28 protein-coding genes and 2 pseudogenes are annotated in these 25,215 nt (G+C 37.8%); 14 read left to right on the forward strand and 16 right to left on the reverse strand.

Annotation, left to right across the window (positions count from 1 at the left end):
* Window positions 1-175: 175 nt before the first annotated feature.
* From FJR08_RS00005 to trpB, 3 genes and pseudogenes are all read left to right on the forward strand, one after another.
* On the forward strand, window positions 176-1,363 hold the full coding sequence (locus FJR08_RS00005; protein ID WP_168631759.1) for an IS66 family transposase: 1,188 nt from the start codon (window positions 176-178) through the stop codon (window positions 1,361-1,363).
* Between the two features lie 14 nt (window positions 1,364-1,377).
* A pseudogene (locus tag FJR08_RS00010) lies at window positions 1,378-1,518 on the forward strand (DUF2887 domain-containing protein); the annotation flags it as partial.
* A 229-nt stretch (window positions 1,519-1,747) separates the two neighbouring features.
* Window positions 1,748-2,986, forward strand: a complete 1,239-nt coding sequence (gene trpB, locus FJR08_RS00015) for a tryptophan synthase subunit beta (protein ID WP_168631760.1) — start codon at window positions 1,748-1,750, stop codon at window positions 2,984-2,986.
* A gap of 231 nt (window positions 2,987-3,217) precedes the next feature.
* On the opposite strand, the gene FJR08_RS00020 is transcribed toward trpB, so the two are convergent.
* Window positions 3,218-3,382, reverse strand: a complete 165-nt coding sequence (locus FJR08_RS00020) for a hypothetical protein (protein WP_168631761.1) — start codon at window positions 3,380-3,382, stop codon at window positions 3,218-3,220.
* Between the two features lie 63 nt (window positions 3,383-3,445).
* On the opposite strand from FJR08_RS00020, the gene FJR08_RS00025 reads away from it, so the two are divergent.
* The 3 genes from FJR08_RS00025 to FJR08_RS00035 all read left to right on the forward strand — a co-directional run bounded on the left by FJR08_RS00025 (window position 3,446) and on the right by FJR08_RS00035 (window position 6,200).
* Entirely contained in the window at window positions 3,446-4,669 is a 1,224-nt protein-coding gene (locus FJR08_RS00025) for an RNA-guided endonuclease TnpB family protein (RefSeq protein ID WP_168631762.1), read from the forward strand.
* Between the two features lie 210 nt (window positions 4,670-4,879).
* Window positions 4,880-5,443: a CAP domain-containing protein gene (locus FJR08_RS00030; protein ID WP_168631763.1), complete on the forward strand. Its 564-nt coding sequence runs from the start codon at window positions 4,880-4,882 to the stop codon at window positions 5,441-5,443.
* Between the two features lie 127 nt (window positions 5,444-5,570).
* Window positions 5,571-6,200, forward strand: coding sequence for a ribonuclease D (locus FJR08_RS00035; RefSeq protein ID WP_168631764.1), 630 nt, complete (start codon window positions 5,571-5,573; stop codon window positions 6,198-6,200).
* Between the two features lie 72 nt (window positions 6,201-6,272).
* Here FJR08_RS00035 and FJR08_RS00040 read toward each other — a convergent pair.
* The 7 genes and pseudogenes from FJR08_RS00040 to FJR08_RS00070 all read right to left on the reverse strand — a co-directional run.
* Window positions 6,273-6,459 (reverse strand): annotated as a pseudogene (locus FJR08_RS00040) (His/Gly/Thr/Pro-type tRNA ligase C-terminal domain-containing protein); the annotation flags it as partial.
* 82 nt (window positions 6,460-6,541) lie between these two features.
* Window positions 6,542-6,811, reverse strand: a complete 270-nt coding sequence (locus tag FJR08_RS00045) for a type II toxin-antitoxin system RelE/ParE family toxin (RefSeq protein ID WP_168631765.1) — start codon at window positions 6,809-6,811, stop codon at window positions 6,542-6,544.
* A gap of 2 nt (window positions 6,812-6,813) precedes the next feature.
* Window positions 6,814-7,032, reverse strand: coding sequence for a hypothetical protein (locus FJR08_RS00050; protein WP_168631766.1), 219 nt, complete (start codon window positions 7,030-7,032; stop codon window positions 6,814-6,816).
* Window positions 7,033-7,087: 55 nt separating this feature from the next.
* Window positions 7,088-7,711, reverse strand: coding sequence for a hypothetical protein (locus FJR08_RS00055; protein ID WP_217357465.1), 624 nt, complete (start codon window positions 7,709-7,711; stop codon window positions 7,088-7,090).
* A gap of 286 nt (window positions 7,712-7,997) precedes the next feature.
* Window positions 7,998-8,195 carry a hypothetical protein gene (locus FJR08_RS00060; protein WP_168631768.1) on the reverse strand — a complete coding sequence of 66 codons (198 nt, stop codon included), beginning with the start codon at window positions 8,193-8,195 and terminating at the stop codon, window positions 7,998-8,000.
* A gap of 57 nt (window positions 8,196-8,252) precedes the next feature.
* A complete protein-coding gene (thrS, locus tag FJR08_RS00065) occupies window positions 8,253-10,073 on the reverse strand; it encodes a threonine--tRNA ligase (protein WP_168631769.1) in 1,821 nt (606 codons plus the stop codon).
* 105 nt (window positions 10,074-10,178) lie between these two features.
* Entirely contained in the window at window positions 10,179-10,436 is a 258-nt protein-coding gene (locus FJR08_RS00070; RefSeq protein ID WP_168631770.1) for a hypothetical protein, read from the reverse strand.
* A 158-nt stretch (window positions 10,437-10,594) separates the two neighbouring features.
* On the opposite strand from FJR08_RS00070, the gene FJR08_RS00075 reads away from it, so the two are divergent.
* On the forward strand, window positions 10,595-10,909 hold the full coding sequence (locus tag FJR08_RS00075) for a DUF2605 domain-containing protein (protein ID WP_015078178.1): 315 nt from the start codon (window positions 10,595-10,597) through the stop codon (window positions 10,907-10,909).
* 246 nt (window positions 10,910-11,155) lie between these two features.
* On the forward strand, window positions 11,156-11,476 hold the full coding sequence (locus FJR08_RS00080) for a DUF2973 domain-containing protein (RefSeq protein ID WP_015078177.1): 321 nt from the start codon (window positions 11,156-11,158) through the stop codon (window positions 11,474-11,476).
* A 169-nt stretch (window positions 11,477-11,645) separates the two neighbouring features.
* Here FJR08_RS00080 and FJR08_RS00085 read toward each other — a convergent pair whose 3' ends face one another.
* Entirely contained in the window at window positions 11,646-12,080 is a 435-nt protein-coding gene (locus tag FJR08_RS00085) for a SufE family protein (protein ID WP_168631771.1), read from the reverse strand.
* 227 nt (window positions 12,081-12,307) lie between these two features.
* Between FJR08_RS00085 and psaK the strand changes: the two genes are divergently transcribed.
* The gene (gene psaK / locus FJR08_RS00090; RefSeq protein WP_015078175.1) at window positions 12,308-12,568 is read left to right on the forward strand and encodes a photosystem I reaction center subunit PsaK; all 261 of its coding nucleotides are present in this window, start codon (window positions 12,308-12,310) and stop codon (window positions 12,566-12,568) included.
* A 724-nt stretch (window positions 12,569-13,292) separates the two neighbouring features.
* Window positions 13,293-13,787 (forward strand): ureidoglycolate lyase, encoded by a 495-nt coding sequence (locus tag FJR08_RS00095; RefSeq protein ID WP_015078174.1) that lies wholly within the window; start codon window positions 13,293-13,295, stop codon window positions 13,785-13,787.
* A gap of 56 nt (window positions 13,788-13,843) precedes the next feature.
* Here FJR08_RS00095 and FJR08_RS00100 read toward each other — a convergent pair whose 3' ends face one another.
* Window positions 13,844-14,251, reverse strand: coding sequence for an NUDIX hydrolase (locus FJR08_RS00100; RefSeq protein ID WP_015078173.1), 408 nt, complete (start codon window positions 14,249-14,251; stop codon window positions 13,844-13,846).
* Window positions 14,252-14,490: 239 nt separating this feature from the next.
* Here FJR08_RS00100 and FJR08_RS00105 point away from each other — a divergent pair, with 239 nt between their 5' ends.
* Both FJR08_RS00105 and FJR08_RS00110 read left to right on the forward strand, forming a co-directional pair.
* On the forward strand, window positions 14,491-15,231 hold the full coding sequence (locus FJR08_RS00105) for a cytochrome c biogenesis protein CcdA (protein ID WP_015078172.1): 741 nt from the start codon (window positions 14,491-14,493) through the stop codon (window positions 15,229-15,231).
* 3 nt (window positions 15,232-15,234) lie between these two features.
* Window positions 15,235-16,602 carry a cytochrome c biogenesis protein gene (locus FJR08_RS00110; protein ID WP_168631772.1) on the forward strand — a complete coding sequence of 456 codons (1,368 nt, stop codon included), beginning with the start codon at window positions 15,235-15,237 and terminating at the stop codon, window positions 16,600-16,602.
* A gap of 47 nt (window positions 16,603-16,649) precedes the next feature.
* Here the strand turns inward: FJR08_RS00110 and hisG are convergent, their stop codons facing one another.
* Complete coding sequence (gene hisG / locus FJR08_RS00115) at window positions 16,650-17,294, reverse strand: ATP phosphoribosyltransferase (RefSeq protein ID WP_015078170.1); 645 nt, start codon at window positions 17,292-17,294, stop codon at window positions 16,650-16,652.
* 75 nt (window positions 17,295-17,369) lie between these two features.
* Between hisG and rppA the strand changes: the two genes are divergently transcribed.
* Window positions 17,370-18,062, forward strand: coding sequence for a two-component system response regulator RppA (gene rppA / locus FJR08_RS00120; protein WP_015078169.1), 693 nt, complete (start codon window positions 17,370-17,372; stop codon window positions 18,060-18,062).
* Window positions 18,063-18,109: 47 nt separating this feature from the next.
* On the opposite strand, the gene FJR08_RS00125 is transcribed toward rppA, so the two are convergent.
* From FJR08_RS00125 to FJR08_RS00135, 3 genes are all read right to left on the reverse strand, one after another.
* Window positions 18,110-18,523: a secondary thiamine-phosphate synthase enzyme YjbQ gene (locus FJR08_RS00125; protein ID WP_168631773.1), complete on the reverse strand. Its 414-nt coding sequence runs from the start codon at window positions 18,521-18,523 to the stop codon at window positions 18,110-18,112.
* Between the two features lie 86 nt (window positions 18,524-18,609).
* Window positions 18,610-19,683: a glycosyl transferase gene (locus tag FJR08_RS00130; protein WP_168631774.1), complete on the reverse strand. Its 1,074-nt coding sequence runs from the start codon at window positions 19,681-19,683 to the stop codon at window positions 18,610-18,612.
* Between the two features lie 140 nt (window positions 19,684-19,823).
* Window positions 19,824-20,990: an aminotransferase class V-fold PLP-dependent enzyme gene (locus FJR08_RS00135; RefSeq protein WP_168631775.1), complete on the reverse strand. Its 1,167-nt coding sequence runs from the start codon at window positions 20,988-20,990 to the stop codon at window positions 19,824-19,826.
* 85 nt (window positions 20,991-21,075) lie between these two features.
* On the opposite strand from FJR08_RS00135, the gene FJR08_RS00140 reads away from it, so the two are divergent.
* Window positions 21,076-22,191 (forward strand): ABC transporter permease, encoded by a 1,116-nt coding sequence (locus FJR08_RS00140; RefSeq protein WP_015078165.1) that lies wholly within the window; start codon window positions 21,076-21,078, stop codon window positions 22,189-22,191.
* Window positions 22,192-22,287: 96 nt separating this feature from the next.
* Here FJR08_RS00140 and FJR08_RS00145 read toward each other — a convergent pair whose 3' ends face one another.
* Together FJR08_RS00145 and FJR08_RS00150 are read right to left on the reverse strand one after the other, a co-directional pair.
* Entirely contained in the window at window positions 22,288-23,313 is a 1,026-nt protein-coding gene (locus FJR08_RS00145; RefSeq protein ID WP_168631776.1) for an ABC transporter permease, read from the reverse strand.
* A 208-nt stretch (window positions 23,314-23,521) separates the two neighbouring features.
* Complete coding sequence (locus FJR08_RS00150; protein WP_254435652.1) at window positions 23,522-25,177, reverse strand: ABC transporter substrate-binding protein; 1,656 nt, start codon at window positions 25,175-25,177, stop codon at window positions 23,522-23,524.
* Window positions 25,178-25,215 lie beyond the last annotated feature (38 nt).

The raw sequence follows: 25,215 nt of genomic DNA on the forward strand, positions 1-25,215 counted from the left end.
GAATCTGAAAATTTAGAATAAGCTTATTTACAGAAGAAATAGGCGCACCAGCGAAAACTAGAAAATAAAGAGGAGGAAGAAGGTAACCGTTCAGGGGGGTAGAAGAGCGATAGCGTAAGCGCTGCTGCAAGCAGTTCGTTAAAAATTACCTCCAAAATGTGATAAATTAAGTGACATGGAACTAAATCGCGTCAATCACTTAGAACAGATACCTCCAGAAGATTGGGGTAAGACTCCAGCCAGCGTCAAGAAACTGGTGGAGGAAATGGCGCAGGAAATAGAACAACAGTCAAAGAAACTAACGGAAGTCCTAACAGTTCAAGAACAGCTATTAGAAAAGATAAATAGGAGTTCCGTTAACTCATCATCACCACCATCAAGTGACCCACCGGGATTTGGAAAAAAGCCTGTCAAACAAAAAAGCAGCAAAAAAAGAGGGGGTCAAGCAGGTCATAAAGGAAATAGCCGAGACTTATACCCAATCGAAGAATGTAGGGAAGTCATAGAACATCATCCCGAAGAATGTGTAAATTGTGGAGCTACCCTGACGGGAGTTGATACAAACCCCTATCGTCACCAGATAGTAGAAATTCCACCCATCAGTCCCATAGTGATAGAGCATCGTCTACATCAATTGACCTGTAAAGGATGTGGCACAAAGACCCGTGGGACATTACCAGAAGACGTGAATCCAAGTGGTTACCGAGTCAGAGTTGTAGCTCTAGTGGCACTGCTAAGTGGAGTCTATCGCCACAGTCACAGAATGGTACAAAGTGCGATGGCAGAAGTGTTTGGAATTTCAATATCGTTGGCAACAGTCAACAAACTCAGACTAGAAGCAAGTAACGCAGTGGCAAGTTGTGTAGATGAAGCCAAAGAATATATCCAAAATGCCCAAGTTGTTGGAGCAGATGAAACCAGCTTTAATCAAGGAAACATTGACGGGTTTAATCCTGAACAGAGAAAAGCTTGGCTATGGGTTGCAGTCACACCTCTGGTAACATTTTTTGAAATTGCTCTGACTCGTTGCACCCAAGGGGCAAAGAATTTATTGGGTGAAAACTTCAGGGGCATTTTGAACTCCGACCGTCATGGTGCTTACAACTGGGTCAGCTTGGAACGTCGGCAATTATGTTGGGCGCATCTGCGACGGGAATTTATCAAAATCTCGGAACGAACTGGAGTATCGGCAGAATTGGGAACTGCACTGGTCAAACAGCAGGAGAAGTTGTTTGAACTTTGGCATCGAGTTAGAGATGGTACTTTAAGTCGGAGTAGGAAATACATTTTTAACAAAACTATTTTCTTAAATTCTCTCTGCGTCCTCTGTGCCTCTGCGGTTCGTTTTCCAAAATTAGATTAAATTACTCAATTACCGTGAAAACAGATACAATCTTCTATAGCTTATTTCAAGCATTTCCTAGCATCTTCTTTGAATTAATTAACCAACCTCCCACAGAAGCGGGTACGTATGAATTCACATCTCGTGAAGTCAAACAACTGGCTTTTCGTTTAGAAGCAAATTCAGGCTTTACAAAAAGAGCAATCTCAGGAATAAGGGAATTCTCTCGTTCCCATGCTCTGCGTGGGAATGCAGTTGAGAGGCTCTGCCTCTATTATAGGAGGTAGAACCTCTAAGATGGCATTCCCAGTCTGGAGACTGGGAACGAGAGAATAATGCTCTTTATCGGCACCCTCAACAGGTCTAGAATTAAAATTAACTTTGTTCTCTTATTTTACCCAATCCGTGACTACTACACCCCTCTCTCCGAATTTCTCACAAACTGCTTCAGTCCCCGATATTCTAGGACGTTTTGGCCGCTTTGGTGGTAAGTACGTTCCAGAAACCCTGATGCCGGCGTTAGCTGAACTAGAAACAGCATATCAGCAATATCGCAATGAACCTGGTTTTCAAGCCGAATTACAAGGTTTATTAAAAGATTATGTCGGACGAGCTACACCTTTATACTTTGCCGAACGCCTTACCGCTAATTATGCTCGTCCTGATGGTACAGGGGCGCAAATTTACTTAAAGCGGGAAGATTTAAATCATACTGGCGCACATAAAATTAATAATGCTCTCGGTCAGGTGTTATTAGCTAAACGCATGGGTAAAAAGCGGATTATTGCCGAAACCGGTGCAGGACAACATGGCGTAGCTACAGCCACGGTTTGCGCTCGGTTTGGTTTGGAATGTATTATTTACATGGGTGTTCACGACATGGAACGCCAATCTTTAAACGTCTTCAGAATGCGGCTGATGGGTGCGGAAGTTCGTCCAGTGTCTGCGGGTACGGGAACGCTGAAAGATGCCACTTCTGAAGCCATCCGGGACTGGGTAACGAATGTAGAAACTACCCATTACATCCTCGGTTCTGTGGCTGGTCCCCATCCTTATCCGATGATGGTTCGGGATTTTCACGCGGTGATTGGTGAAGAAACTCGCGTTCAAGCTCTGGAAAAATGGGGACGTTTACCTGATATCCTGGTGGCTTGTGTGGGTGGTGGTTCTAATGCTATGGGACTATTTCACGAATTTGTCAAAGAACCATCTGTGCGGTTAATTGGAGTAGAAGCTGCTGGTGAAGGTGTGAATACTGGCAAACACGCGGCCACTCTCACAAAAGGCCAGGTTGGTGTATTGCATGGTTCTATGAGTTATCTTTTACAAGATGATGATGGTCAAGTTATTGAACCCCATTCCATTAGTGCTGGTTTAGATTATCCTGGTGTGGGACCTGAACACAGTTATATGAAAGATATTGGCCGGGCTGAATATTACAGTGTGACGGACGCTGAGGCTTTGGACGCATTCCAACGACTATCGAAGTTAGAGGGAATTATACCAGCTTTGGAAACTTCTCATGCGATCGCTTACTTAGAAACTCTCTGTCCTCAACTTGCTGGTAGCCCCAAGGTGATCATTAACTGTTCTGGACGAGGTGACAAGGATGTACAAACAGCCGCTAAGTTCCTAATTCACTAAATTCTTGTAAAAAACACTTGCTTGCTAATAAATAGTATCCATGACATCTATCATTGGATACTGTTTATTAGTAATCATTTTGATTAATAATGTAGTGTAAATAACATCTACCAGTTTGATAGTCAGGGGTACTATAGCGGTATGCACTTGAGTAAAATTCTAATTTTAGAGAGGCTTATATCCAAAGGGGTGTCAAACTGTCAGCTAAATTCTGGACAAACCTACCCTTTCCTACTCTTTTTTGGGTAGGTTTTCTCTCGCCATACGTTCTATGACATCACTGATGCTTGATGCTTTTATATCTATTTGTTTTTGCTCAAGCCATTGAATAGCTGTTTGAGTCAAAGTCATTGTGAATCGTCTTTTTTCTTCTGCGTAAATTTTCTTTCTAGCCATGTTGTTATTTTTAAATACTTCATATATAATATGAGTGTAACAACATTTGAAAGGTCGAGTCAAATGCAATTAGTAGAAAAACACCTAATCAGTAAACAACATAAATTTTGGAAAGAATGTGATTATTTGGCTTTGCAATCTAAGCATCTTTACAATGCTGCTACTTATATTCAACGTCAATACTTCTTTGAAACTAATACGTATTACAACTCAATTGATATTTACCATCAAACCAAGAATATAGAAGCTTACCGATATCTTCCAACTAAGGTTAGTAAACAAATCGTACGGAGAGTTTCAGAGGCTTGGAAAGGTTGGTTAGCCGCATTAAAGGATTGGGCAAAACATCAGGGTAAATATCTTGGCCAACCGAAAATGCCCAGGTATAAGCATAAAGAGCGTGGTAGAAATATTGTAATCTATCCAATAGATGCAATATCAAAACCAGCGTTAACTAAAGGTATTGTGAGACTATCTCAGTCTAATATCCAAATACCTACTATTGCTGGTAATGTAGATCAAGTAAGGATTGTACCTAAGCTAAACTATTATGTTATTGAAGTAGTTTACACAGTAGATGAGCCTGTTAAATCAACCGATAAATACAGTGCTGGTATAGACCTTGGTCTAAATAATTTGATGGCTATAACTTCCAATCATTCCGGTATTAAACCGTTATTGATTAATGGTAGACCATTGAAAAGTATTAACCAATTCTTCAATAAAAGAGTAGCTAAAGCGCAATCAGTAGAAGCATGGAGACAAGTTAAAGAATTAAATAGTAAGCGTGACAGACGGGTTGATAATTATCTCCATACTGTTTCCCGTAGAGTAATTGATTGGTGTCAGTTAAATGATATTAGTCAATTAATCATTGGCAATAATTTAGGATGGAAGCAAGACATTAATATTGGGAAAAAGAACAACCAGCAATTTACCAAAATCCCTCATGCTAAATTAATCAGTTTATTGTCTTACAAGGCTAAGTTAGCAGGTATCGAAGTTGTAATTACTGAAGAAAGTTACACATCCATTGCTAGTGCTTTAGATGGTGACAATCTGCCTGTTTACCAGGATAAATCAGATAGTAAACCTACTTTTAGCGGTAAACGGATTAAAAGAGGTTTATATAAAACTTCCAGTGGTAAAATAATCAATGCTGATACCAATGGAAGCATGAATATAGCTAGAAAAGTAATCCCAAACTTTATGAATGGGATAGAGGGATTGCCGTTTATCCCTGTAGTCTTAGGTCTTTGGTCTAAGATTGCAAACGTAGTTGTCTAGTATTGTCTATCCTTAGGTAGCTTTGTCCAGATTTCTATGAGCGGTTTACTCCTGAATGCTGGAAGCTGCTATATCTAGACTGATTTAAATTGTGAAAATTTGATGATCTTTTAGTTCATAATTAGCAAATAGTATCCTGGTAAGTATTCTGATAATCAGAAGATAGGGTATATATTCAATAAATCCATACATTACTTAACTTAAACCTCTATGTTACGACAAACTGCTTTTGGCATTGCTTTAAGTACGCTTGTCCTTGCTAGTGGCTATATGACTGCTGCGAATCCAGATAATAGTTCTGCTAAACAAACTGGCCGATATCAGCATTCATCACTTGTGACAAGTCAAGCAAAAATATCTAATCTTACTTTTCAAACTACTAATTTAGAACTAGCTGTTTTTACTCAAATTAATCAATATCGGGCGAAACGGGGGCTAAAAAAATTAAATTTAAACGGAAAGATCAGTCAGCAAGCCAGAATTCACAGTCAAAATATGGCTAGTGGTAAAGTTCCTTTTAGTCATCAAGGATTTGAACAGCGGGTAATGACTATTCCTCTTAAATACAGTAGTGCGGCTGAAAATGTAGCTTATAATACGGGATATAGTAACCCTGCCAATGAGGCGGTTTCTGGCTGGTTAAAAAGCCCTGGTCATCTGAAAAATCTTCAGGGTAAATATAATTTAACTGGGGTTGGTGTGGCTGCTAATGAACAAGGAGAAGTTTATTTAACGCAAATATTTTTAAACACTAATACCAGCGGACAAAATTAAGAATTATGCCCTTTGTGATGAAGGGGCATAAATCAATTTTTTAATTTTTAATTTAGCATTTTTAATGAGGCGTTAGCGAGAGTCCTGTTGTCTGGCAAAATGAAGATAATTTATATTTGATAAGTTCATGACATTACCAGATTTTCAAGTTGGCGATGGCGATTTAAATGATGCAACTCTTTCTGAGTATTTAAAATCCCCAGCTATCGCTGTTGATACAGAAACAATGGGACTTTTACTTCAGCGCGATCGCTTGTGTCTGATTCAACTCTGTAACCCAGAAGGACAAGTTACTGCTATTCGGATTTCTAGGGGACAAACAGTAGCACCAAATTTGCAAATTCTCATGGAAGCAACCCATATTGTTAAAGTTTTTCACTTTGCTAGGTTTGATGTTGCCACTTTACGGCAGAATTTAGATATTGTTGTGCAACCGATTTTTTGTACTAAAATTGCTAGTAAGTTAGCCCGGACTTATACAAATCGTCACGGACTAAAAGATGTGGTTTTAGAATTAGAAAAGGTGGAGTTAGATAAAAGTTCCCAATGTTCTGATTGGGGTAATGCTAGTAATTTATCTGATGCACAATTAAGTTATGCGGCTAATGATGTCCGTTATTTGTTAAGTGTCCGAGAAAAGCTCACAGCTATGTTACAACGGGAAGAACGTTGGCAAGTTGCCCAAGAATGTTTTCAAGTTTTATCAACAATTGTTAGTTTAGATTTATTACAATTCAAGGACTTATTTGAACATTGAAATATCTAAATTTATAATTTGATTTGGAGTTAATTGACTTTTGGGCTGGGAATTAGCCAGCCTATTGTTTACTTAGAATTTACTAAAGTTAGTAATTGCTTCTGTGATTTTATCCGCAACCTCATCTACAATTATGACTCCCAACTCCCCCAGAAGCGCGGGTACGAATACTCAAACTGTTGGTTTCCACTTCCTTCGCACCAACCACGGCCATGACAGGGATTTTATCCTTTTTGGCGTTGCGAATCAACTTACCCAAGCATTACTGTGTTTAATCATTTATTTAAACTCCTATAAATCTTTTTCTACATCCAATATCCTTTTTCCGTAAATCACAGAGTTTATGGAAAATAACGATAAAATTCCCGACGGTGTAGAACGCGCATCACTTCTATTACATCTCCATTAACTTCTATGCCAACACGATAATCATTAATGCGAATGCGATAACGACCACTATAACCTCGCATAGCTTTAATATCAGGAATCTCTTCCAAAGAATTGATGTTTTCTAGAGTTGTAAATGCAATTACGTAGATGCGTTGGTATGATTCTGAACTCTTCAATTGTTTCAGGTCTTTTAAAAAAGCCTGACGGTATTGGACTTCCAAGATTATTCTTCCTCAAGATAAGCTAAGGCTTTACTACGATTTAGTAATGGGGTATTCATAGATTCATTCATAGCTTTGTTCATACAATAGTCTTCTACTGCTTCAGCAAGTTCATCCAAGGAAGCATCTTGTGTAGGTAGTAATTGTCTCCAGATGTCAATAGGAATTACCACTGCAATAGTATTTCCTTCTGTGTTGGTCAGATATTCAAGGTTTAGCATTTGTTACTCCAAAATTCATTCTACAAGGTTGGGTTTGAGTTTGTGGTACTGGGTTTCACAAACCTAAACTAATTTTATCCTTATACTTCCCTTCTTCTGTTGACAAAGTAGTTTTCCAGTTTTTAATTTGTTTATTTGCTTTCTTAATGTCCGATTGGTATCTACTCTCATTTGTACTCGTATCAATATGTTTGCACTCCACGGCTATGGGAATAGGATGTCCATGTATATCTATTTTAAAATCAGCCAAACCCTCATCTTCAGTTGCAGTTAATTGAAAACCTTGCTTACTTAAAAACCAAGCTCCAAAAGAAAGTTCTGTCATTAAGCTTGAAAAAGCATCTGTTTTTTCATTCTTTAACTGAGATTCTATGTTCTGTTTAACCTTTAAATCACCATAGTTTGCAAAATCTCCTAGTGAAAAATGGGTAGTATTCCCTCCACTAATTTTTGCAAAAATATAGTTATCAAGCAATATGGAAGTAAGTTCAGCTAGAATATCACTATTTTCAGGAAATTTAATAATTCCACCTTGTTCAATCATTTGTTGGCAAATTCGATACTTATTTACTGCTGGATGATTTGGCTGTCTTTGACATAGTTTTAGCCAATCTTCTTTAGCAAAAAGCTCTTTAATTAACCTTTGTTGAGAAGTAAAATGCTGAAGAGAATCTGACATATCATAGAATTGCACCATATATAGGATTCCTATTTGACTGGATTATAAGTTTACATTAGTTAATGCTTGATACAGCGGTTTCCGCTCTTATGAGGTACAAAGTTGAATCATGAAACTCTTGTAGTGCGGGCATACTATGGCTAACGCCACGCTGCGCTATCGACAAGCTCAGTACAAGTCTTGCCCGCTAGATATGTACCTCATAACACCGGGAAGTGCTGTATCTGAATTTTGCGGGTTGGATATTAACCAAACTAGACTTTTATAAAAGTTGTGGAAGACCAAACTACTTGATAAGCCATTTATTCAACCGTTCTTCTACTGCTAATTGTGAAATAGTTCCCTCTCTATCAGATACTTCTAAACCACGACTAACTTTTTCAATTACATATATTACATATAAATGATATTGAATATCTTCAATTGAACAATCATCTGGAAGTTGCTGTAAAAGAGATTGAACCTGATTTTTTGTGGTACTCATAATTTGATTTTGAGTTAATTTACTTTTGGGCTGGGAATGACCCAGCCTATTGTTTACTTAGAATTTACTAAAGTTAGTAATTGCTTCTGTGATTTTATCCACAACCTCATCTACAATTATGACTCCCAACTCCCCAGAAGCGCGGGTACGAATACTCAAACTGTTGGTTTCGACTTCCTTCGCACCAACCACCGCCATGACAGGGATTTTATCCTTTTCGGCGTTGCGAATCAACTTACCCAAGCGATCGCCACTGGTATCCACTTCTGCCCTAATACCCAACGCCACCATCTTAGCAGCCACCTCTTTGGTAAAATCTAACTGAAGATCACCGACAGGTAATAACCTGATTTGTACAGGTGCTAACCACAGAGGAAAATCACCCGCGTACTCTTCAATTAAAATTCCAATTAATCGTTCCAAAGAACCAAAGGGCGCGCGGTGAAGCATTACCGGACGTTGACGCGAACCATCTTCCGCCACATATTCTAAATCAAACCGTTCTGGTAAATTATAATCTACCTGCACAGTTCCCAATTGCCATTCCCGTTCTAAAGCATCACTGAAGATAAAATCCAGCTTGGGTCCATAAAAAGCCGCTTCCCCAATTCCTTCAAAATGCTCCATTCCCAATTGTTGCACAGCGCGACGAATTGCCCCCTCCGCTTTATCCCAAGCTTCATCAGAACCGATATACTTATCACTAGCTGGGTCACGGAAACTCAATCTAGCTTTAAAATTCTTCAATTGCAGACTTTTGAAAACGCTCAAAATCAAATCTACAACATTGAGAAATTCACTGTCTAGCTGTTCGGGAGTGACAAACAAATGAGAATCATCAACGGTAAAACCGCGTACCCTGGTTAAACCACCCAATTCTCCCGACTGTTCATAACGGTAAACTGTACCAAATTCTGCCAAGCGCATCGGTAATTCCCGATAAGAGCGCAATTCACTCTTGTATATTTGGATGTGGAAGGGGCAGTTCATCGGTTTGAGGACAAAACCCTGTTCTATGGCTCTTGCTTCCTCATCTTCAGCCATTAAAGGAAACATATCTTCCTTGTATTTCTGCCAGTGTCCTGATGTTTTAAATAAATCAACTCTGGCAATATGGGGAGTAACTACAGGTAAATAACCCCGTTTTAATTGTTCTTTTTTGAGGAAGTCTTCTAAAATCGTTCTTAACAAAGTCCCTTTGGGAGTCCACAAAGGTAAACCAGGACCAACTAAATCGGAAAAGATAAATAATCCCAGTTCTTTACCCAGTTTACGATGATCACGGCGCAGGGCTTCTTCTTTGCGGCGTTTATACTCTGCTAGTTGTTCGGGAGTTTCCCAAGCTGTGGCATAAATACGCTGTAATTGAGCTTTGTTTTCATCTCCGCGCCAATAAGCACCAGCAACGCTTTCTAATTCTATAGCTTTGGGATTAATTTCGCTGGTATTTTCGAGGTGAGGTCCAGCGCACAAATCCCACCATTGCTCTCCCAAATGGTAAATTGTGATGGGTTCTTGTTTGATATCTCCGAGAATTTCCAGTTTATAGGGTTCGTTAATGGCTTCAATGCGGCTTTGTGCTTCTTCGCGGCTGACTTCTTCCCGAATTAATGGTAATTTGCGATTAATAATCTTCACCATTTCTTTTTGAATGGTCTTTAAATCCTTATCGCTAAAGGGTTCTGGACTATCAAAGTCATAATAAAACCCATTTTCAATCCAAGGACCAATTGTGACTTGCACCTTGGGAAACAGCTTTTGTACTGCCATAGCCATGATATGGGAAGCTGTGTGACGAATCTTTTTTAGTGTTTCTGATTCGCTGGTTCGGGGTAAATAGATTTTTTCGACTGGTTGGGTTTCTTGATTTGGGGACATTGGCTATTAAACTTTTGACGAAGTGTTAAAAATAGAGTTGACGAAAAATATCTTTACAAAATAAATAATAGTCCACTGGCTATGGTTTTTCCTAATTTAGCCCAACTACAGGCTGCTGGTAAAAGCCATACAAGACAAAATTAAATTCAATCGAGTTGTCAGAGAACAGGGAACAGGGAACAGGGAATAGAAAAATTTTCTTCTTTCTTCTTTCTTCTTTCTTCTTTCTTCTTTCTTCTTTCTTCTTTCTTCTTTCTTCTTTCCTCCTGACTCCTGACTCCTGACTCCTGACTCCTGACTCCTGACTCGGTGACTCGGTGACTCCTGACTTCTTCCTTTAGAGGTATCCAGGTTTACTCCCAAGGAGCTTTACAAAACTATTGCCAAATTTATATAATCATGCTTCAGATACCAAGTTACATATTTTTTAAGTTTTTTTATGTAAAAAGTTATGAACTGATTGTTAAGGATCGTAAATAACGTTAATATAAATAGACAATTAAGAAATATGATTCTCATATATGGGGGACTCAAATCTACCAAACGCTGATTTACTAAAATCAGTCTTAGAACCGCTGTTAGAGGATTTTCAAGATTGGTTTGAGCGATATCGTCAAATTCTGGAAAATGAGAAAATCCAATTCATGAGTGAACAAGAGCAATTTGACTTACTAAAACGAGTTAAAAATGCACAAAATGAACTCAAAACGGCAAGAATGTTGTTTAAGGCAACTGATCAACAAGTCGGACTTGATATGGCAACGGTAATGCCTTGGCATCAATTAGTTACAGAATGTTGGAGTGTGGGAATGCGTTTAGGTCAGTCAAAGGAATAATCAACCTGTTGGCAAAATCTGAATCCAGTGGAAATTGTAAAAATATTAGACAATTCTTAACATTCTTTTCATAAAAAAATAATGTGCCTCGTGTTACCTTAATATCAATATAAGGATTGCACCATATAACATAAGCACATAAGTAAAGAATCTTACATTCTTTCCTACCGTAAATTATTTATTTGCGGAGTTTTAGGTTTTACATAGATAACATTTTTACCCTTTGCTGTTCTGGAGGAAAATTCAATGCTACACCTACTTTATATTTTAGCTTTCACCGTTTTGGCATTTATGGCTGTTGGTAATTTAATTCGCAATCTGATCATGTTCAGTTTTGACAGAGAACGAACTTATTCTAATAATCAATCATCACCAGGTGGCTTTGGTTATTATGCAGCTAGAAGGCAGTATGTCCCCCATCCTGAATTGTTAGATAGTGCAGGTAATATGATTAAAGAACCGCTGTTGGTCATGCGTTCAATTAATGTTGAAGATGCACGGGAACAGTTAGATGCTCTTTATGAATCCTCTCCTAGTCAAAAAATTGATCGCTCAGAAGGAGCATAATTGATAATTTGCAAAATTTTGAACTATATAGAGGTTTGGTAATACTAAACCTCTATAATTGTAGGGGCAACCCCTGTGGTTGCCTAGCCAATGTGGTTCAGCGGAGTCAGGAATTCAAAAAGCAGAAAGAATAATCTCAAACTTAAAAAAGTTGTCGAGTCTCCAATTCCTAATTTTCTAATTTAGATTCCAAAGCTTTTTTTTGCATTGTTTTGAAAATATTGTAAAACCCATTAGCGCGGGAAGGTGTCAAACTTACATTTAAGCCAGTTTCTTGAATAAAATCAGGAGTAAGTTGGATTATTTCTGTAGGTGTTGATCCATTTAATCCTTCTATTAATAATGCTAACAAGCCCTTAGTTAATTGGGAATCAGAATCACCCTGAAATATGACTTTACCGTCTTCTAATGATGCCGTAACATACACTTGAGAAACACAACCGGGAACTTTATTTTCTGGGAGTTTACCAGATTCAGGAAACTCTTGTAGCTTTTGAGCATACCAAATTAACTGCTCATAGCGTCGTTTTGGTTCTGTAGCGCGTTGAAAGCGGTGGACAATTTTATTTAGTGCAGGTGGTAAGGAATCAAGAGTTGAGGACATGATCAATCCAGGAAATAATTACTCTTATCTTAGCAATTACCAGCCCTTCTAGATACCATTTGGATCACAACAAATATCAAAAATTGCTATTAAGTATAGCACTTGTTCATATTGTCAAATGAAAACAAATGTTAAAATTTGCTACAAAGTAAGCAATGATATAGATTTTTATTAATCAATATTTAGATGATATTGACAAGCATCCGCAAATATCAGGAGTAAATTAGATGTTGACTTCAAGCTTACTAGCTACAGCTACCGCATCTCTAGAATGGAGTCCTAATATTAGCATAATTATGATTGTTGCCAATATTTTCGCTATTGCTGTAGGCAAATTTACGATTGAGCATCCTCATGCTAAACCAGAATTACCAGCACCTCAATTTTTCGGTGGTTTTGGTTTACCTGCGGTACTAGCAACTACTTCCTTTGGGCATATTTTAGGAGCAGGTATCATTTTAGGGCTACACAGTATTGGTAAAATCTAAATTTTACTGATTAAAAATTAGGGAGAGGAATTTATTTTTCTTCTCCCTTTTTTTATAAGGAAGAACGCCGAAAACCCTTGAAAATGTGGCTGACTCAGGAAGCCACATTTGGGCTTTAGACAAGGGATGAAGGCTAGAGGCTTTCCTTTATCCTGCATTGACGTTAATTTGAAAATTTGAAATAATTTCAAATTTTAACTTACCTTTGGGGGTTAAAGTCCCCTGCTTCTACAAGCAGCGGGTTTTGCGTCGGGGTAAAATCCCCGTTGCAAAACGTAATTCTAAATTCTAAATTCTGCATTCTTTTAATCCATATTCGTGATAGAATTAAATTGTCACTAAAGACATAAAAAGCTACCGAGGGACTCTCGGAAAGTTACGCTTGTCAGATATGATTTCGCCCGCCAGGGCAAACGAAATCAGGGCAAGAACCCAAATATTTAAGGAACCCTGCCTGAAACTGGGATAACTGAGGGATATAGACTGAAACTCTCTATAGAATCTCCGCGTCTTTAGACCGGAGAGTGTCAAGCTATAGAAATTAACTTTGCCTAGGCAGGAGTTAAAATAGGCGATTATGGTTTGTCTAAAGCATTTGATTTAGCCGGTTTAAGTGGACAAACTTTAAACAGGCGTTGTTAGATTGTATGTAAACCATCAAATAAAGAAGTTGTCAGTAACCCAGCCCTAAAGGGACTGAGTTTCCCGCTTACCGCGTGATCTTATGAGTACATTATCAAAAATACAAGAATTACCATCTCAATTGATTACACCAGAAAATTTTCAACCTTATGGACAGGTAATATATGCAAGTAAAGATGGGAAAAATTTTGATCAAGAAGATGCCCAGTTAAATTTACAAAATGGTATTCCTCATTTTTATATTATGCGGTTGCAGAAAAACGGACGGAAATTTCACCAAATTACTCGTCATGTCAAATGTACTCAATGTTTAGGTTCATTGGATAGTAAAGACTGGTTAATGGCAGTTTGTCCAGCTAATAATGATACGAATGCACCTGGGTTATCAGAACTTGCAGCTTTTCGGATTCCCGGAAATTGTTTTATTAAATTAGATATGGGAACTTGGCACGCAGGCCCATATTTTGATCATGATTTTGTAGATTTTTACAATTTAGAATTGAGTGATACAAATGTGGTAGATCATTTCACTCATAATTTTCTCAAAAGTCATAATTTAGCCTTTGAGATGATTTAAAATAAGATCCCCGACTTCTTAAACAAGTCAGGGATCTGGATATTTTGGATATGTGTCTATATCCATGAAGTTTGAATAATTCTTTTTAGTGAAGTTTCCTTGACTAATTCAGCAGCTTGGTTAACTTCTAACCATTTTCTTTCCCTTGCGGTAGCTTCTGGCCAATCTTCTAATACTGTTTCCACAGGTAATAAAAATAAATTTACTTGATAGGTATTCCCCCGTTTTCGATATTTATAATTACCTAACTCTTCAGTTGTGACTCTACCGACAACTCCGGCTTCTTCCCATGCCTCCTTCGCTGCTGAATCATGGGGACTCATACCTTTACAAAGTCCCCCTTTAGGAATTACCCAACCTTGACGGCTACGAGTAGTAATTAATAAAACTTCAACTTTTCCATCGTTGATTCGATAGGGAATAACTCCAGATTGTTGAAAAACTTTGTTGATTTTGCGAGTCATGGTGGTAGATTCCTTCTGAATGAGTATTTTTGATTTCCAATGTGTATTTGTTAATAATGTGCCACTAAGGCAACTTTCAAAATCATTAATCTGATTTTGAGTAATCTTAACTATAAATTCAACAACTTTCCTGAAAAATCCGGAGTATGATTTACCTCACGGTACTTACTTTTATGATTTCATGATCCAAAATACGTTAAAATTCAAGCAGAGTAAGCATTTTCTACTTAAATATCCTCATGCTAGAAACTCTAGAAACCCAAATTTATCAACTTGAGCAATTTGCCAACACCCTTGTTGCGAACCAACTCACCCACCTGAGTTTCGTGAGCATTGCCATTATTTTTGCGGCTGGCTTGCTGACCAGCCTTACGCCCTGTATGCTGTCTATGCTGCCCATTACCATTGGCTATATTGGCGGTTATGAAGCTAAAACTCGCTTACAAGCAGCAGCCCAATCAACTTGGTTTGCGTTGGGATTAGCAACTACATTAGCAGGAATGGGCATCGTCGCAGGTTTAGTTGGTAAAGTCTATGGACAGATAGGAATTGGTTTACCAATTATTGTCAGTATTATCGCTATTATTATGGGACTGAACTTATTAGAAGCATTACCCATCCAATTTCCTTCTTTGAATGAAACAAATTGGATTTCTCAAGACTTACCTCCCGGAGTCCGTTCATACTCTATCGGCTTAACATTTGGGTTAGTGGCTTCCCCCTGTAGCACACCAGTTTTAGCTAGTCTATTAGGTTGGGTTGCTAATACTCAAGATTTAGTTTTAGGTGCGGTTTTACTACTTGCTTATACAGCCGGATATGTAACTCCATTAATTTTAGCAGGTACGTTTACTGCTGCCATTAAAAAACTATTAGAATTGCGCCGTTGGTCTGGTTGGATAAATCCTATTAGCGGTGTATTATTAGTAGGCTTTGGTGTTTTTTCTTTACTTTCTCGGATTCCTATTGGTAGTTTCTAAGCAATGACTTCAGATCAGACAACATCCACAGAATTAAGTTGGTGGTTAATACCGGGGCGTTTTATCCGTCGGGAAGTTTTGCCTGTATTAACTGATTTACGTTTGGCAATTATTCTATTGTTAATTATTGCCTTATTTAGTGTGAGTGGTACGGTAATCGAACAGGGGCAATTGCCTGATTTTTACCAATCTAATTATCCAGAACATCCTGCTTTATTTGGTTTCCTTTCTTGGAAAGTTATTCAAGTAGTTGGGTTAGATCATGTATATAGAACTTGGTGGTTTTTGAGTTTATTAGTTTTATTTGGAACTAGTTTAACGGCTTGTACTTTTACTCGTCAATTACCAGCCCTCAAAGCTGCTCAAAAGTGGAAATATTACGAAGAACCTCGCAACTTCACAAAATTAGCTTTAAGTGCTGAATTGGAGGGTGTTTCTTTGCCATCAATTACGCCAATTTTGCAGCAAAAAAGTTATCGAATTTTTCAGGAAAAAGATAATATTCTTTATGCCCGCAAAGGTATAATTGGTAAATTGGGACCAATTATTGTCCACATTGGGATTGTCGCTATTTTGCTGGGGGGAATTTGGGGAGCAATGACGGGATTTATGGCTCAAGAAATGATTTCTAGTGGCGATACATTCCAGGTAAAAAATATTGTTGATGCTGGTGCTTGGTCTTCTCAAGATGTGTTGAAAGATTGGTCTGTGCGTGTCAATCGCTTTTGGATTGATTACACACCGACGGGAGGAATTGACCAATTTTATTCAGATATGTCTGTGCTGAATAATGAGGGCAAAGAAGTTAACCATGAGAAGATTTATGTTAACAAACCGCTGCGTTATCATGGTGTGGTTTTCTATCAAACAGATTGGGGAATTTCCAGCGTTCGGGTGAGATTAAATAAAAGCCCAATTTTCCAATTACCAATGGCACAATTAGACACCAAAGGTAAGGGTAGACTTTGGGGAACTTGGATTCCGACTAAACCAGATTTAAGTGAAGGTGTTTCCCTATTAGCCAAAGATTTGCAAGGCATGGTATTAATTTATGATGCTCAAGGTAAGTTAATAAATACTGTGCGGGCAGGAATGTCTATCCCTGTAAATGGGGTAAATTTGCAAATTTTTGATGTCATGGGTAGCACGGGTTTACAAATCAAATTTGATCCTGGTATTCCTATTGTTTATACTGGTTTTGCTTTATTAATGTTAGGTGTGGTGATGAGTTATTTTTCCCATTCTCAAATTTGGGCTTTACAAACAGGCGAAACTTTATATATTGGTGGAAAAACTAACCGCGCTCAAGTTGCATTTGAACAAGAAGTTTTGGAAATTTTAGACCAACTTAGTGCCGTCAAAAAGCCCTAAATTTAAGATCTCCGACTTCTTAGAGAAGTCGGAGATATAAGATTTAATTAAGCTGTGGTGAGCATTTCTGACCGCATTTGTGCAATTAATTTATCTAAATTACCTGTATTTAACCGATAACTTAAAGGGTGAACAATTAACCGGGCTGTACTTTCATACAAAGTCGCAATCTCAATTAAACCATTTTCCTTTAAAGTCTTTCCCGTCGAAACTATATCAACAATTGCTTCTGACATTCCCGTAATTGGACCTAATTCCACAGAACCATACAAAGGGACAATTTCTATCGGTAAATCCAAACCTTGGAAATATTCTCGCGCACAATTTACATATTTAGAAGCAACTCGACCATGGGCCGGTAAATCTAACGGGGATTTGTAGGAACTAGCCGCTTTTACAGCTACAGACATTCGACAATATCCAAATTTCAAATCCACTAATTGGGCAACTTGGGGCTGTTTTTCTCTGAGAACATCGTAGCCGACAATTCCCAATTGTGCTTGACCATATTCTACATAAACAGGCACATCTTGCGCTCGCACTAATAAGGCTTTCGCTTGTCCACTAGCATCAGTAATTTGTAATTGGCGGTTTCCTGATTCTAAGAAAGCACTAAAATCTAATCCTACAGATTGTAATATGCGGAGACTAGGTTCAAGTAGTCCCCCTTTTGGTATTGCAACAGTTAACATTCTTTTTTTTGGTATTCTTAATGTGTTTGCAGTTCACTATATTGAGAATATATCTATATTGCCATTAGCAACAGAATGAAAATTTTATTAGTTGATGATGAAGTTGAGCTAACTGACCCTTTAAGTCGTCTCTTGACCCGTGAAGGTTATAGTGTTGATGCTACTTATGATGGGACAAGTGGCAGTAATTTGGCAGAAATAGGCAGTTATGATTTACTGATTTTAGATTGGATGTTACCGGGAAAAACAGGGTTAGATATTTGTCAGGAATTACGCCGTCAAGGTAAAACAACTCCTGTACTATTTCTCACGGCAAAAGATACCCTAGATGACCGTGTACAAGGTTTGGACGCGGGCGCTGATGATTATTTAGTCAAACCTTTTGAATTGCGGGAATTACTGGCAAGAGTCCGGGCTTTGTTACGTCGTACTGGTACAGAATCTTATAGTAGCACCACAGGAAAGCTAGTTGTAGCCGATTTGGAACTTGATATAGAAAATCAAATAGCTTATCGTCATGGGAGAATCATAGAACTCTCTCAAAAAGAAAGTCAGTTGTTACAATACTTCATGGAAAATGCTGGAAAATTACTGACGCATGGTCAAATTTTGCAGCATTTATGGCAAAATGAGGAACAACCTAATAGTAATGTGATTGCGGCTTTAATTCGTCTGTTGCGTCGCAAGGTAGAAGGAGTGGGTAAAACACCAATGATTCATACTGTTTATGGTAAAGGTTATCGTTTTGGTTCGACTGGAATTGAATAAACCAGGACATAAATGATCACAATTTAATTCTGATTGATATACTAAATCTATCCAGAAATATGAACTACTAACTCTCTCATATTATTCTGTTGACGATGTTCCCAAACATAGATTCCTTGCCATGTTCCTAATACCAAATGACCACGATTAATGGGAATTTGTTCGGAGGTATGGGTTAAAACTGTACGGATATGTCCTGGCATATCGTCTGGTCCTTCAGCATCATGAATGTAATGGTTTCCTTCTGGGACTATTTTGGCCATGAAATTAGCTAAATCAACTAATACATCAGGATCAGCATTTTCTTGAATTACTAAACTAGCTGAGGTGTGACGTAAAAATAAACTACAAAGCCCAGTTTCTATACCAGATTCAGCAACAATAGCTTCAATTTTGGCGGTAATATTGTGAAATGATTTTCCATGGGTGGAAACTCTTAATAGTTTTTGGTAGTGGGTCATAATCCTCATGGTGTAATATCCCCGACTAATTTTTCAATGATATCAATAAATAATGAATCAATGGTAGAAGTAGGGGATCTGAATACTTACAAATAATCTATCACAGCTTTAGCTATTGTTTCATTGCCATTTTTATCAATGATTTTAGTTTGCTTCGGTGGTTGGGGTGACTGATAAAGAAAATCCCAATCTCCTTGAAAAAATTCCGGTACTGTGAGAATTTGATGATGATTGTAATTAGTAATTCCTGCTAACATAAAAGCAGCTTCGGCAAAATCATCACGAGGTATAGTTACCACTGGTACATCTAAAAGGGTGGCTTCTGAAAATGTCCCATAACCAGGTTTAGAAATAATTCTGCCACAAATTGGCATAAAATCTACAGGACGGTATTGACGATTTGTAACTTTAATTAAGTTAGGTAAATCTGGGGCTGAAGCATCAAAAGTAATAAATTGCCAATCGGGAAATTTGTTGATATTTGTATAGGGAATTGCTTGTAAACCTAAACCCCCAAATGTTAGTAAAATTGTTTTTTCTGGAGGTGTACTTATTCCCCAATTGGTGCGTAATTTATCAATAGAAAAATGGGGAAAACCACCAGTTAAGCCTACATCTGTAATGTTGGTAAATGCTGACATAGGTTCATGGAAAGGAAGACGAAATAAAAGGTCGCATTTTCCATACCAATCACTAATCCAATCAGCCATTTCTGTAAATTCTCCTCCCCAATCTCGATAGATAAAATCCCAACCAAAATTACTAATCATCCAACAGGGGATATTTGTAGCTTCAGCAAATCCGGCAGCGAGAAAAGGAATATCTGCCAAAATGAGATTAACGCGATTTTGACGAATAAAATTAACTTCTGAAGCAATTAAGGATTTGTGATTTTTTTTAATTTCTCGTAGTTTTTCCAAAGTTGCTGATTTATCCATTGTCAAACTATCAACTTGAACAACACCTAAATCAAACGCCCGTGGACGTAAAATGAAATCACCTTCTATATAAGATTCTAGTAACCAGCGAGGTGCAGTAGTAACTAGAATTAATAACGCTTCAGGACATAACTTTTGGATAGTGTTAGCTATGGAAGCTGTGCGGGTAGCATGACCAAAACCGTGATTGGTAATTGCTATATATATAATTGGTCGTTCCATGATTTCAAAAGAAAAAGGTTAAAAAGTATTCGTGTAGGTTAGGTTGATGCAAGAAAACCCAACATTAAAAATCATTTGTTTTGTTGGGTTTTCCCCAAAGCTATTACTCCGCGTTCACGCAGTGTCCCGCAGGGATACGTTCACGTTTCACAACCCAACCTACTTGATATTGCTGCTATTAATTGGTCAATTTCCGACTCTAAAGTTAGATAATGAACACTCACCCGAATGCAATTAGGATTGGCAATTGTTCGTGTTAAGATATTTTCAGACTCTAGAGATTGCACCAATTTAAAACTAGGTTGATTAGTTACTTGAAAAGAAACCAATCCACTTTCTGGAGGTGAATTTTTTAAACATTTGACATTGGGTAAAGAGTTTAATTTTTGCCAGAGATAATTACTATTTTGGCAAATTTGCTCATATCGTTCCTGTGCTGTTCCCCATTGTTCATGAATTGTAATTGCTTGCTTTAAACCCACATATAATGAAGTTGGTAAAGTGGATACTTCATATCTGCGTCCATCTGGTTGCCAACCCGTCGGTTGGGCTTGATTATTAGTAATTATCCCACTCAAACCAATAAAGGTAGGGTGCAAACTTTCCCTCGTTTCAGGACGCACATATAAACCACCCACACCCGCAGGACCACATAACCATTTGTGACCAGTAAAGGCATAAAAATCTACACCCAAAGCAGTTAAATCTAAAGGAATCACACCCACTGATTGAGCCGCATCTATCAATAACAGCGAATTATTACTTCTGCATACTTCGACAATCTTATCAATAGGTAAAACTTGACCAGTATTCCACAAAACATGACTTAAAACTACTAAGCGAGTTTTGGGACGGAGATTTTCAGCAATAATACTGATAGGATCACCTTCATTTAAAGTAGCCATTAAGGGACAAGTGGTAACTTCTACTCCAAACCTGCGGGCAATTTCCTGGGCTGTAGCAATTACTCCAGGGTGTTCGCAGTCGGAAAGAAGCAGATGATCACCTGCGTGCCAATCAATCCCCCACATCGCAATATTACAACCTATCGTGACATTACCTGTGAGAGTAATTGTGTTACTTGGTACATTTAATGTAGATGCAATAGCTTCCCGACTGGCTTGTATTTGCGGTGCGATCCAAGCATAAGCATCACTCCCAAAAGGACCTATACTTTGAATATGTGCCTGAGATTGGGTGATAGCATCCATAACCATTTGCGGCATTGGACCCTGTCCTCCGTAGTTAAAATAAAGCTTATTACTTAAAGCGGGAAATTGTGAGCGATGATGATGTAGGTTATTCATAAAATAGGTTTGCGGTTTTTGATCTAATCTATTGATATATACTTTTATCAACAATTAATCAACATTAACTTTTACATCAAAAACTATGAATTGGTGGCAACGACTCAACAAAAACCCTCTAGCACGAACTGGGGCAATTGTCCTCTTCTCTTTGTATTTAGCAGTAATTGGTGCTGATTTCATCGCTCCTTATAACCCTTATGATTCACAAACCAATGGTTCACTACTCCCACCGACTCAGATTCATTGGGTATCTCAATCAGGGCAGTTTATTGGACCCCACGTATATCCTACAACACAAGGCGATACTAACTTAGAAACTGGGGAAAGAAAAATAATTATAGATCAGACAAAACCTTCACCATTACGATTATTTGTGACTGGGACAAAATATCAATTATTTAATTTGAGTATTTCCCTACCTCCAAAATGGCAGGAAGTCACAATTATTCCGGGTATTTCTTTAAATTGGCATTTGTTTGGCGTTATTGGTGACGCAAAATTGAATATTTTGGGAACAGATGAACAAGGACGCGACCAATTTAGTCGCTTGTTACATGGTGGTCGAATTAGTATGTTTATTGGTATTTTCGGGATTATCATTACCTATCCATTGGCATTGCTTATTGGTGGTATTTCCGGCTATTTTGGCGGAATAATTGATAGTATCATCATGCGTTTAGCAGAAGTCTTGATGACCTTTCCGAGTATTTATTTATTAGTAGCATTATCAAGTATTTTGAGTCCAAAATTAACCAGCACTCAGCGATTTTTACTAATTATTTTGATTACTTCTGTAATTAGTTGGGCAGGTTTAGCGAGGATAATTCGCGGACAGGTATTATCAATCAAAGAACTCGAATTTGTGCAAGCAGCAAAGGTAATGGGTGGTAATCCTATTTATATTATTGTTCGTCATGTTTTACCACAAACTGCAACTTACATTATTATTTCTGCTACTTTAACAATTCCTAGTTTTATTGGAGCAGAAGCAGTATTAAGTTTAATTGGTTTAGGTATTCAACAACCAGATCCTTCCTGGGGAAATATGCTTTCTTTAGCTAGTAATGCTTCTATTTTAGTGTTACAACCTTGGCTAATTCTACCACCAGCAATTCTAATTATTATCACCGTTTTATCATTCAATGTATTAGGTGATGGTTTGAGAGATGCTCTTGACCCTCGTAGTGTGCAAAGATGATTATGAGTGGGTTAAGCGACAGCGCAACCCAACAAATGTTTTAATAATTTATGTTTAATAATGTTGGGTTTCCTTGCGTCAACCCAACCTACATAACTAATACCTAATTCTCGGATCTACATAAGCATTGAGAATATCAATTAAAATACTTGCACTCACCACAATTGCTCCAAAAAATACTAACACACCCTGAACTGTAGGATAATCTCGGTCGGAAATAGCTTGATATAAACGATTTGCTAACCCTGGCCAGGAAAATGTCACCTCTGTTAAAATTGCTCCACCTAATAAGGAAGCAAATGTTAATCCTAATACTGTAATTACAGGAATTAAGGCATTCTTTAAAGCATGGGAAACTAAAATCTTATTTTCAGAAATTCCCCGCGCTCTAGCCGCTTCTATATAATCAGCTTTTAAAGTTTGTTTTAAATTAACTCTGACAATGCGTTCAAAAATACCACTTAATAAAATTCCCAAAGTTAAACTTGGTAAAGCTAAATGATGTAAAGCTGTAAAAAATTGACTTAAATTCCCACTTAATAAACTATCAATTGTATATAAACCAGTAATATTTGTAGGTGCAGGAAGATTAGGAGGAAACCGATTAGAATTAGGAAACCAACCCAATTGAACTGAGAAAACTAATTGTAATAACATACCTGCCCAAAACATCGGTAGTGCATAGGTAATAATCCCGAATAACCGCCCCCCAATATCAAAAGCAGTTCCCGGACGAGAAGCGGAAATAGTTCCCACTAAAACGCCAACAATCAGCGCCACAGCCATACTCGCAAATGCTAATTCTACGGTTGCTGGAAAATATTGACCAATTATTTCACCTACATTTTGCCCGCGACTGGTTAAAGAAGTTCCTAAATCAAATTGCAGTAATTTACCTAAATAATTGAGATATTGTAACCAAATTGGTAAGTCCAAACCAAGTTGTTTTCTTAATTCTTCTTTCGCACTTTCTGGCGCTCTTCCTCCTAAAATAGCATCTGCGGGATCTCCTGGCGTAGCCCTAAGTAAAAGAAAAACAATGGTGATAATAGTGAATAGTTGCAATGGTGCAAATAGCAACCGGGAAAAAATGTAATACTGTAATGCTTTAGAACGAGACATATTTATTAATTAAAAATTTAAAATTCACAAAAACCTCGTTCCTTGTCTCTGACAAGGAATGCAGCCTTGAGGCTCTGCCTCATCTAATTAACAAGAGGCAGAGCCTCTAAATGGCATTCCCAGCCGGAGTCTGGGAACGAGAGAATGGCATTCCCAGCCGGAGTCTGGGAACGAGGAAGAACCGGAGTCTGGAAGGAATTACCAATACCTACTTTTTAATTGTTTTGTAAATTAGGTTTTGGGTAGGATCAAGATTGACATTGGCTACGCCTTTTTGAGCAAATACAAAATCTTTGCTTTGCCATAAAGGGATGTAGGGAACATCAGTTAATACTTGGGTTTGAATGTCGGCAAATATTTTTTTCCGGGCTTCAGGATTTTGTTCTTTGCGTTGTTGATCTATGAGTTTATTCATAGCTTCACTATAATAGAATGACCCCTGAGTTTGACTACCACCGGTTTCGCAACCTTTAGTAACTGAACCTTGTTCACAGGCTAAAAATGGCTGCACGTAGTTGTCTGGATCTAAAAAGTCTGGATACCAATTAGTTAAGGTGCTGGGATATAAACCTTTGGAAATTTCTTTATAGAAAGTTGCACCTTCTACGGTTTTAACTTCAAATTGCAAAATACCATCCATTTTAGTATCAGCCAGGGATTTTAAGGTTTGTGCAACTAAACTGCGAGTCATTGAACTTGCAGGATACCAGATTTGCACTTTTGCCGGATTTTCTTGGGAAAAACCAGCAGCGACTAAGGATTTTTTGGCTTCTGCAAATTTACCATCACCATATTTATCTTTAAACAATGGCTGGGAAACATTGAAAGTTGTGGGAATCATGCTATAAAGAGGATCAGCCTGTGATAATAATACCCGATCATTTAATAATTTACGATCAACTAATGATGCGATCGCTTGTCTTACCTCTACTTGATCTAAAGGTTTTTGATTGCGATTTAAAGTCAGATAAGTAACTACACTACCTTGAGCAGATATAGCTTGCCAATCTCCCTTTTTTGCACTTGCTTCTAAACTCTGAATTTGATCTGGTTGTAAGGATAGATAAGCCACATCTATCGCACCAGTTTTAAAGGCATTAAATAAGTTGACTGGACTGGTTTGAATTTGGACATTGACACCTTTGTTTTCTGGTTTTGTTCCCCAATATTTATCAAATACATCAAACTTTAAGGAATCAGTTCCATATTTGGCTAATTTATAAGCACCAGTTCCTACAAAAATATTTGGTTTAAATTTTCCCGCCCCAATTTCATAGGATTTTGGTGAAACCGCACAGACTCCAGAAAATGCTAACAATGAAGGAAAAGCTGCAAAGGGTTTCTTCAGTTTAATTGTTAACTCATACTCTCCTGTGGCTTTAATTGAAGCTACGGTATCGGAAAGTAGGAAGGATGGTTTACCTTTGTTTTCGATAAAGCGTTGCAGACTAAACTCCATTGCTTTGGCATTGAAGGGAGTATCATCATGAAATACTACTCCTTGGCGAATAGGAATAGTATAAGTTAAACCATCTGCACTCACTTTTGGTAATGCTGTGGCCAATTGTGGTTTAATTTCTGTACTACCTGGTTCGTAAGTGTACAGGCGATCGCTCATATTAAATACTAAACTCAAAGATCCCAATTCATACGCATCAGCAGGATCAAGAGTTCTTGGCTTTTCCGTTGTCCCTACGGTAATCCGACCATCACCCGCAGGAGCATTTATAGCATTAGGCTGTGGTGCATTTGTTTGCTGTTTAGGAGTACAACTAACAACCAATAATAGACAAAGACAGAACAAAGATAGGAGTTTTGTCATCCTACCCCATTGTTTAATTAGCAAGGAACACCAAGTGATCATTATTAAAATATTTTCAATCAACGGTCAGTCATTATAGC

It is taken from the genome of Dolichospermum sp. UHCC 0260 (assembly GCF_009711985.1).
GTDB classification, from domain to species: domain Bacteria; phylum Cyanobacteriota; class Cyanobacteriia; order Cyanobacteriales; family Nostocaceae; genus Dolichospermum; species Dolichospermum lemmermannii.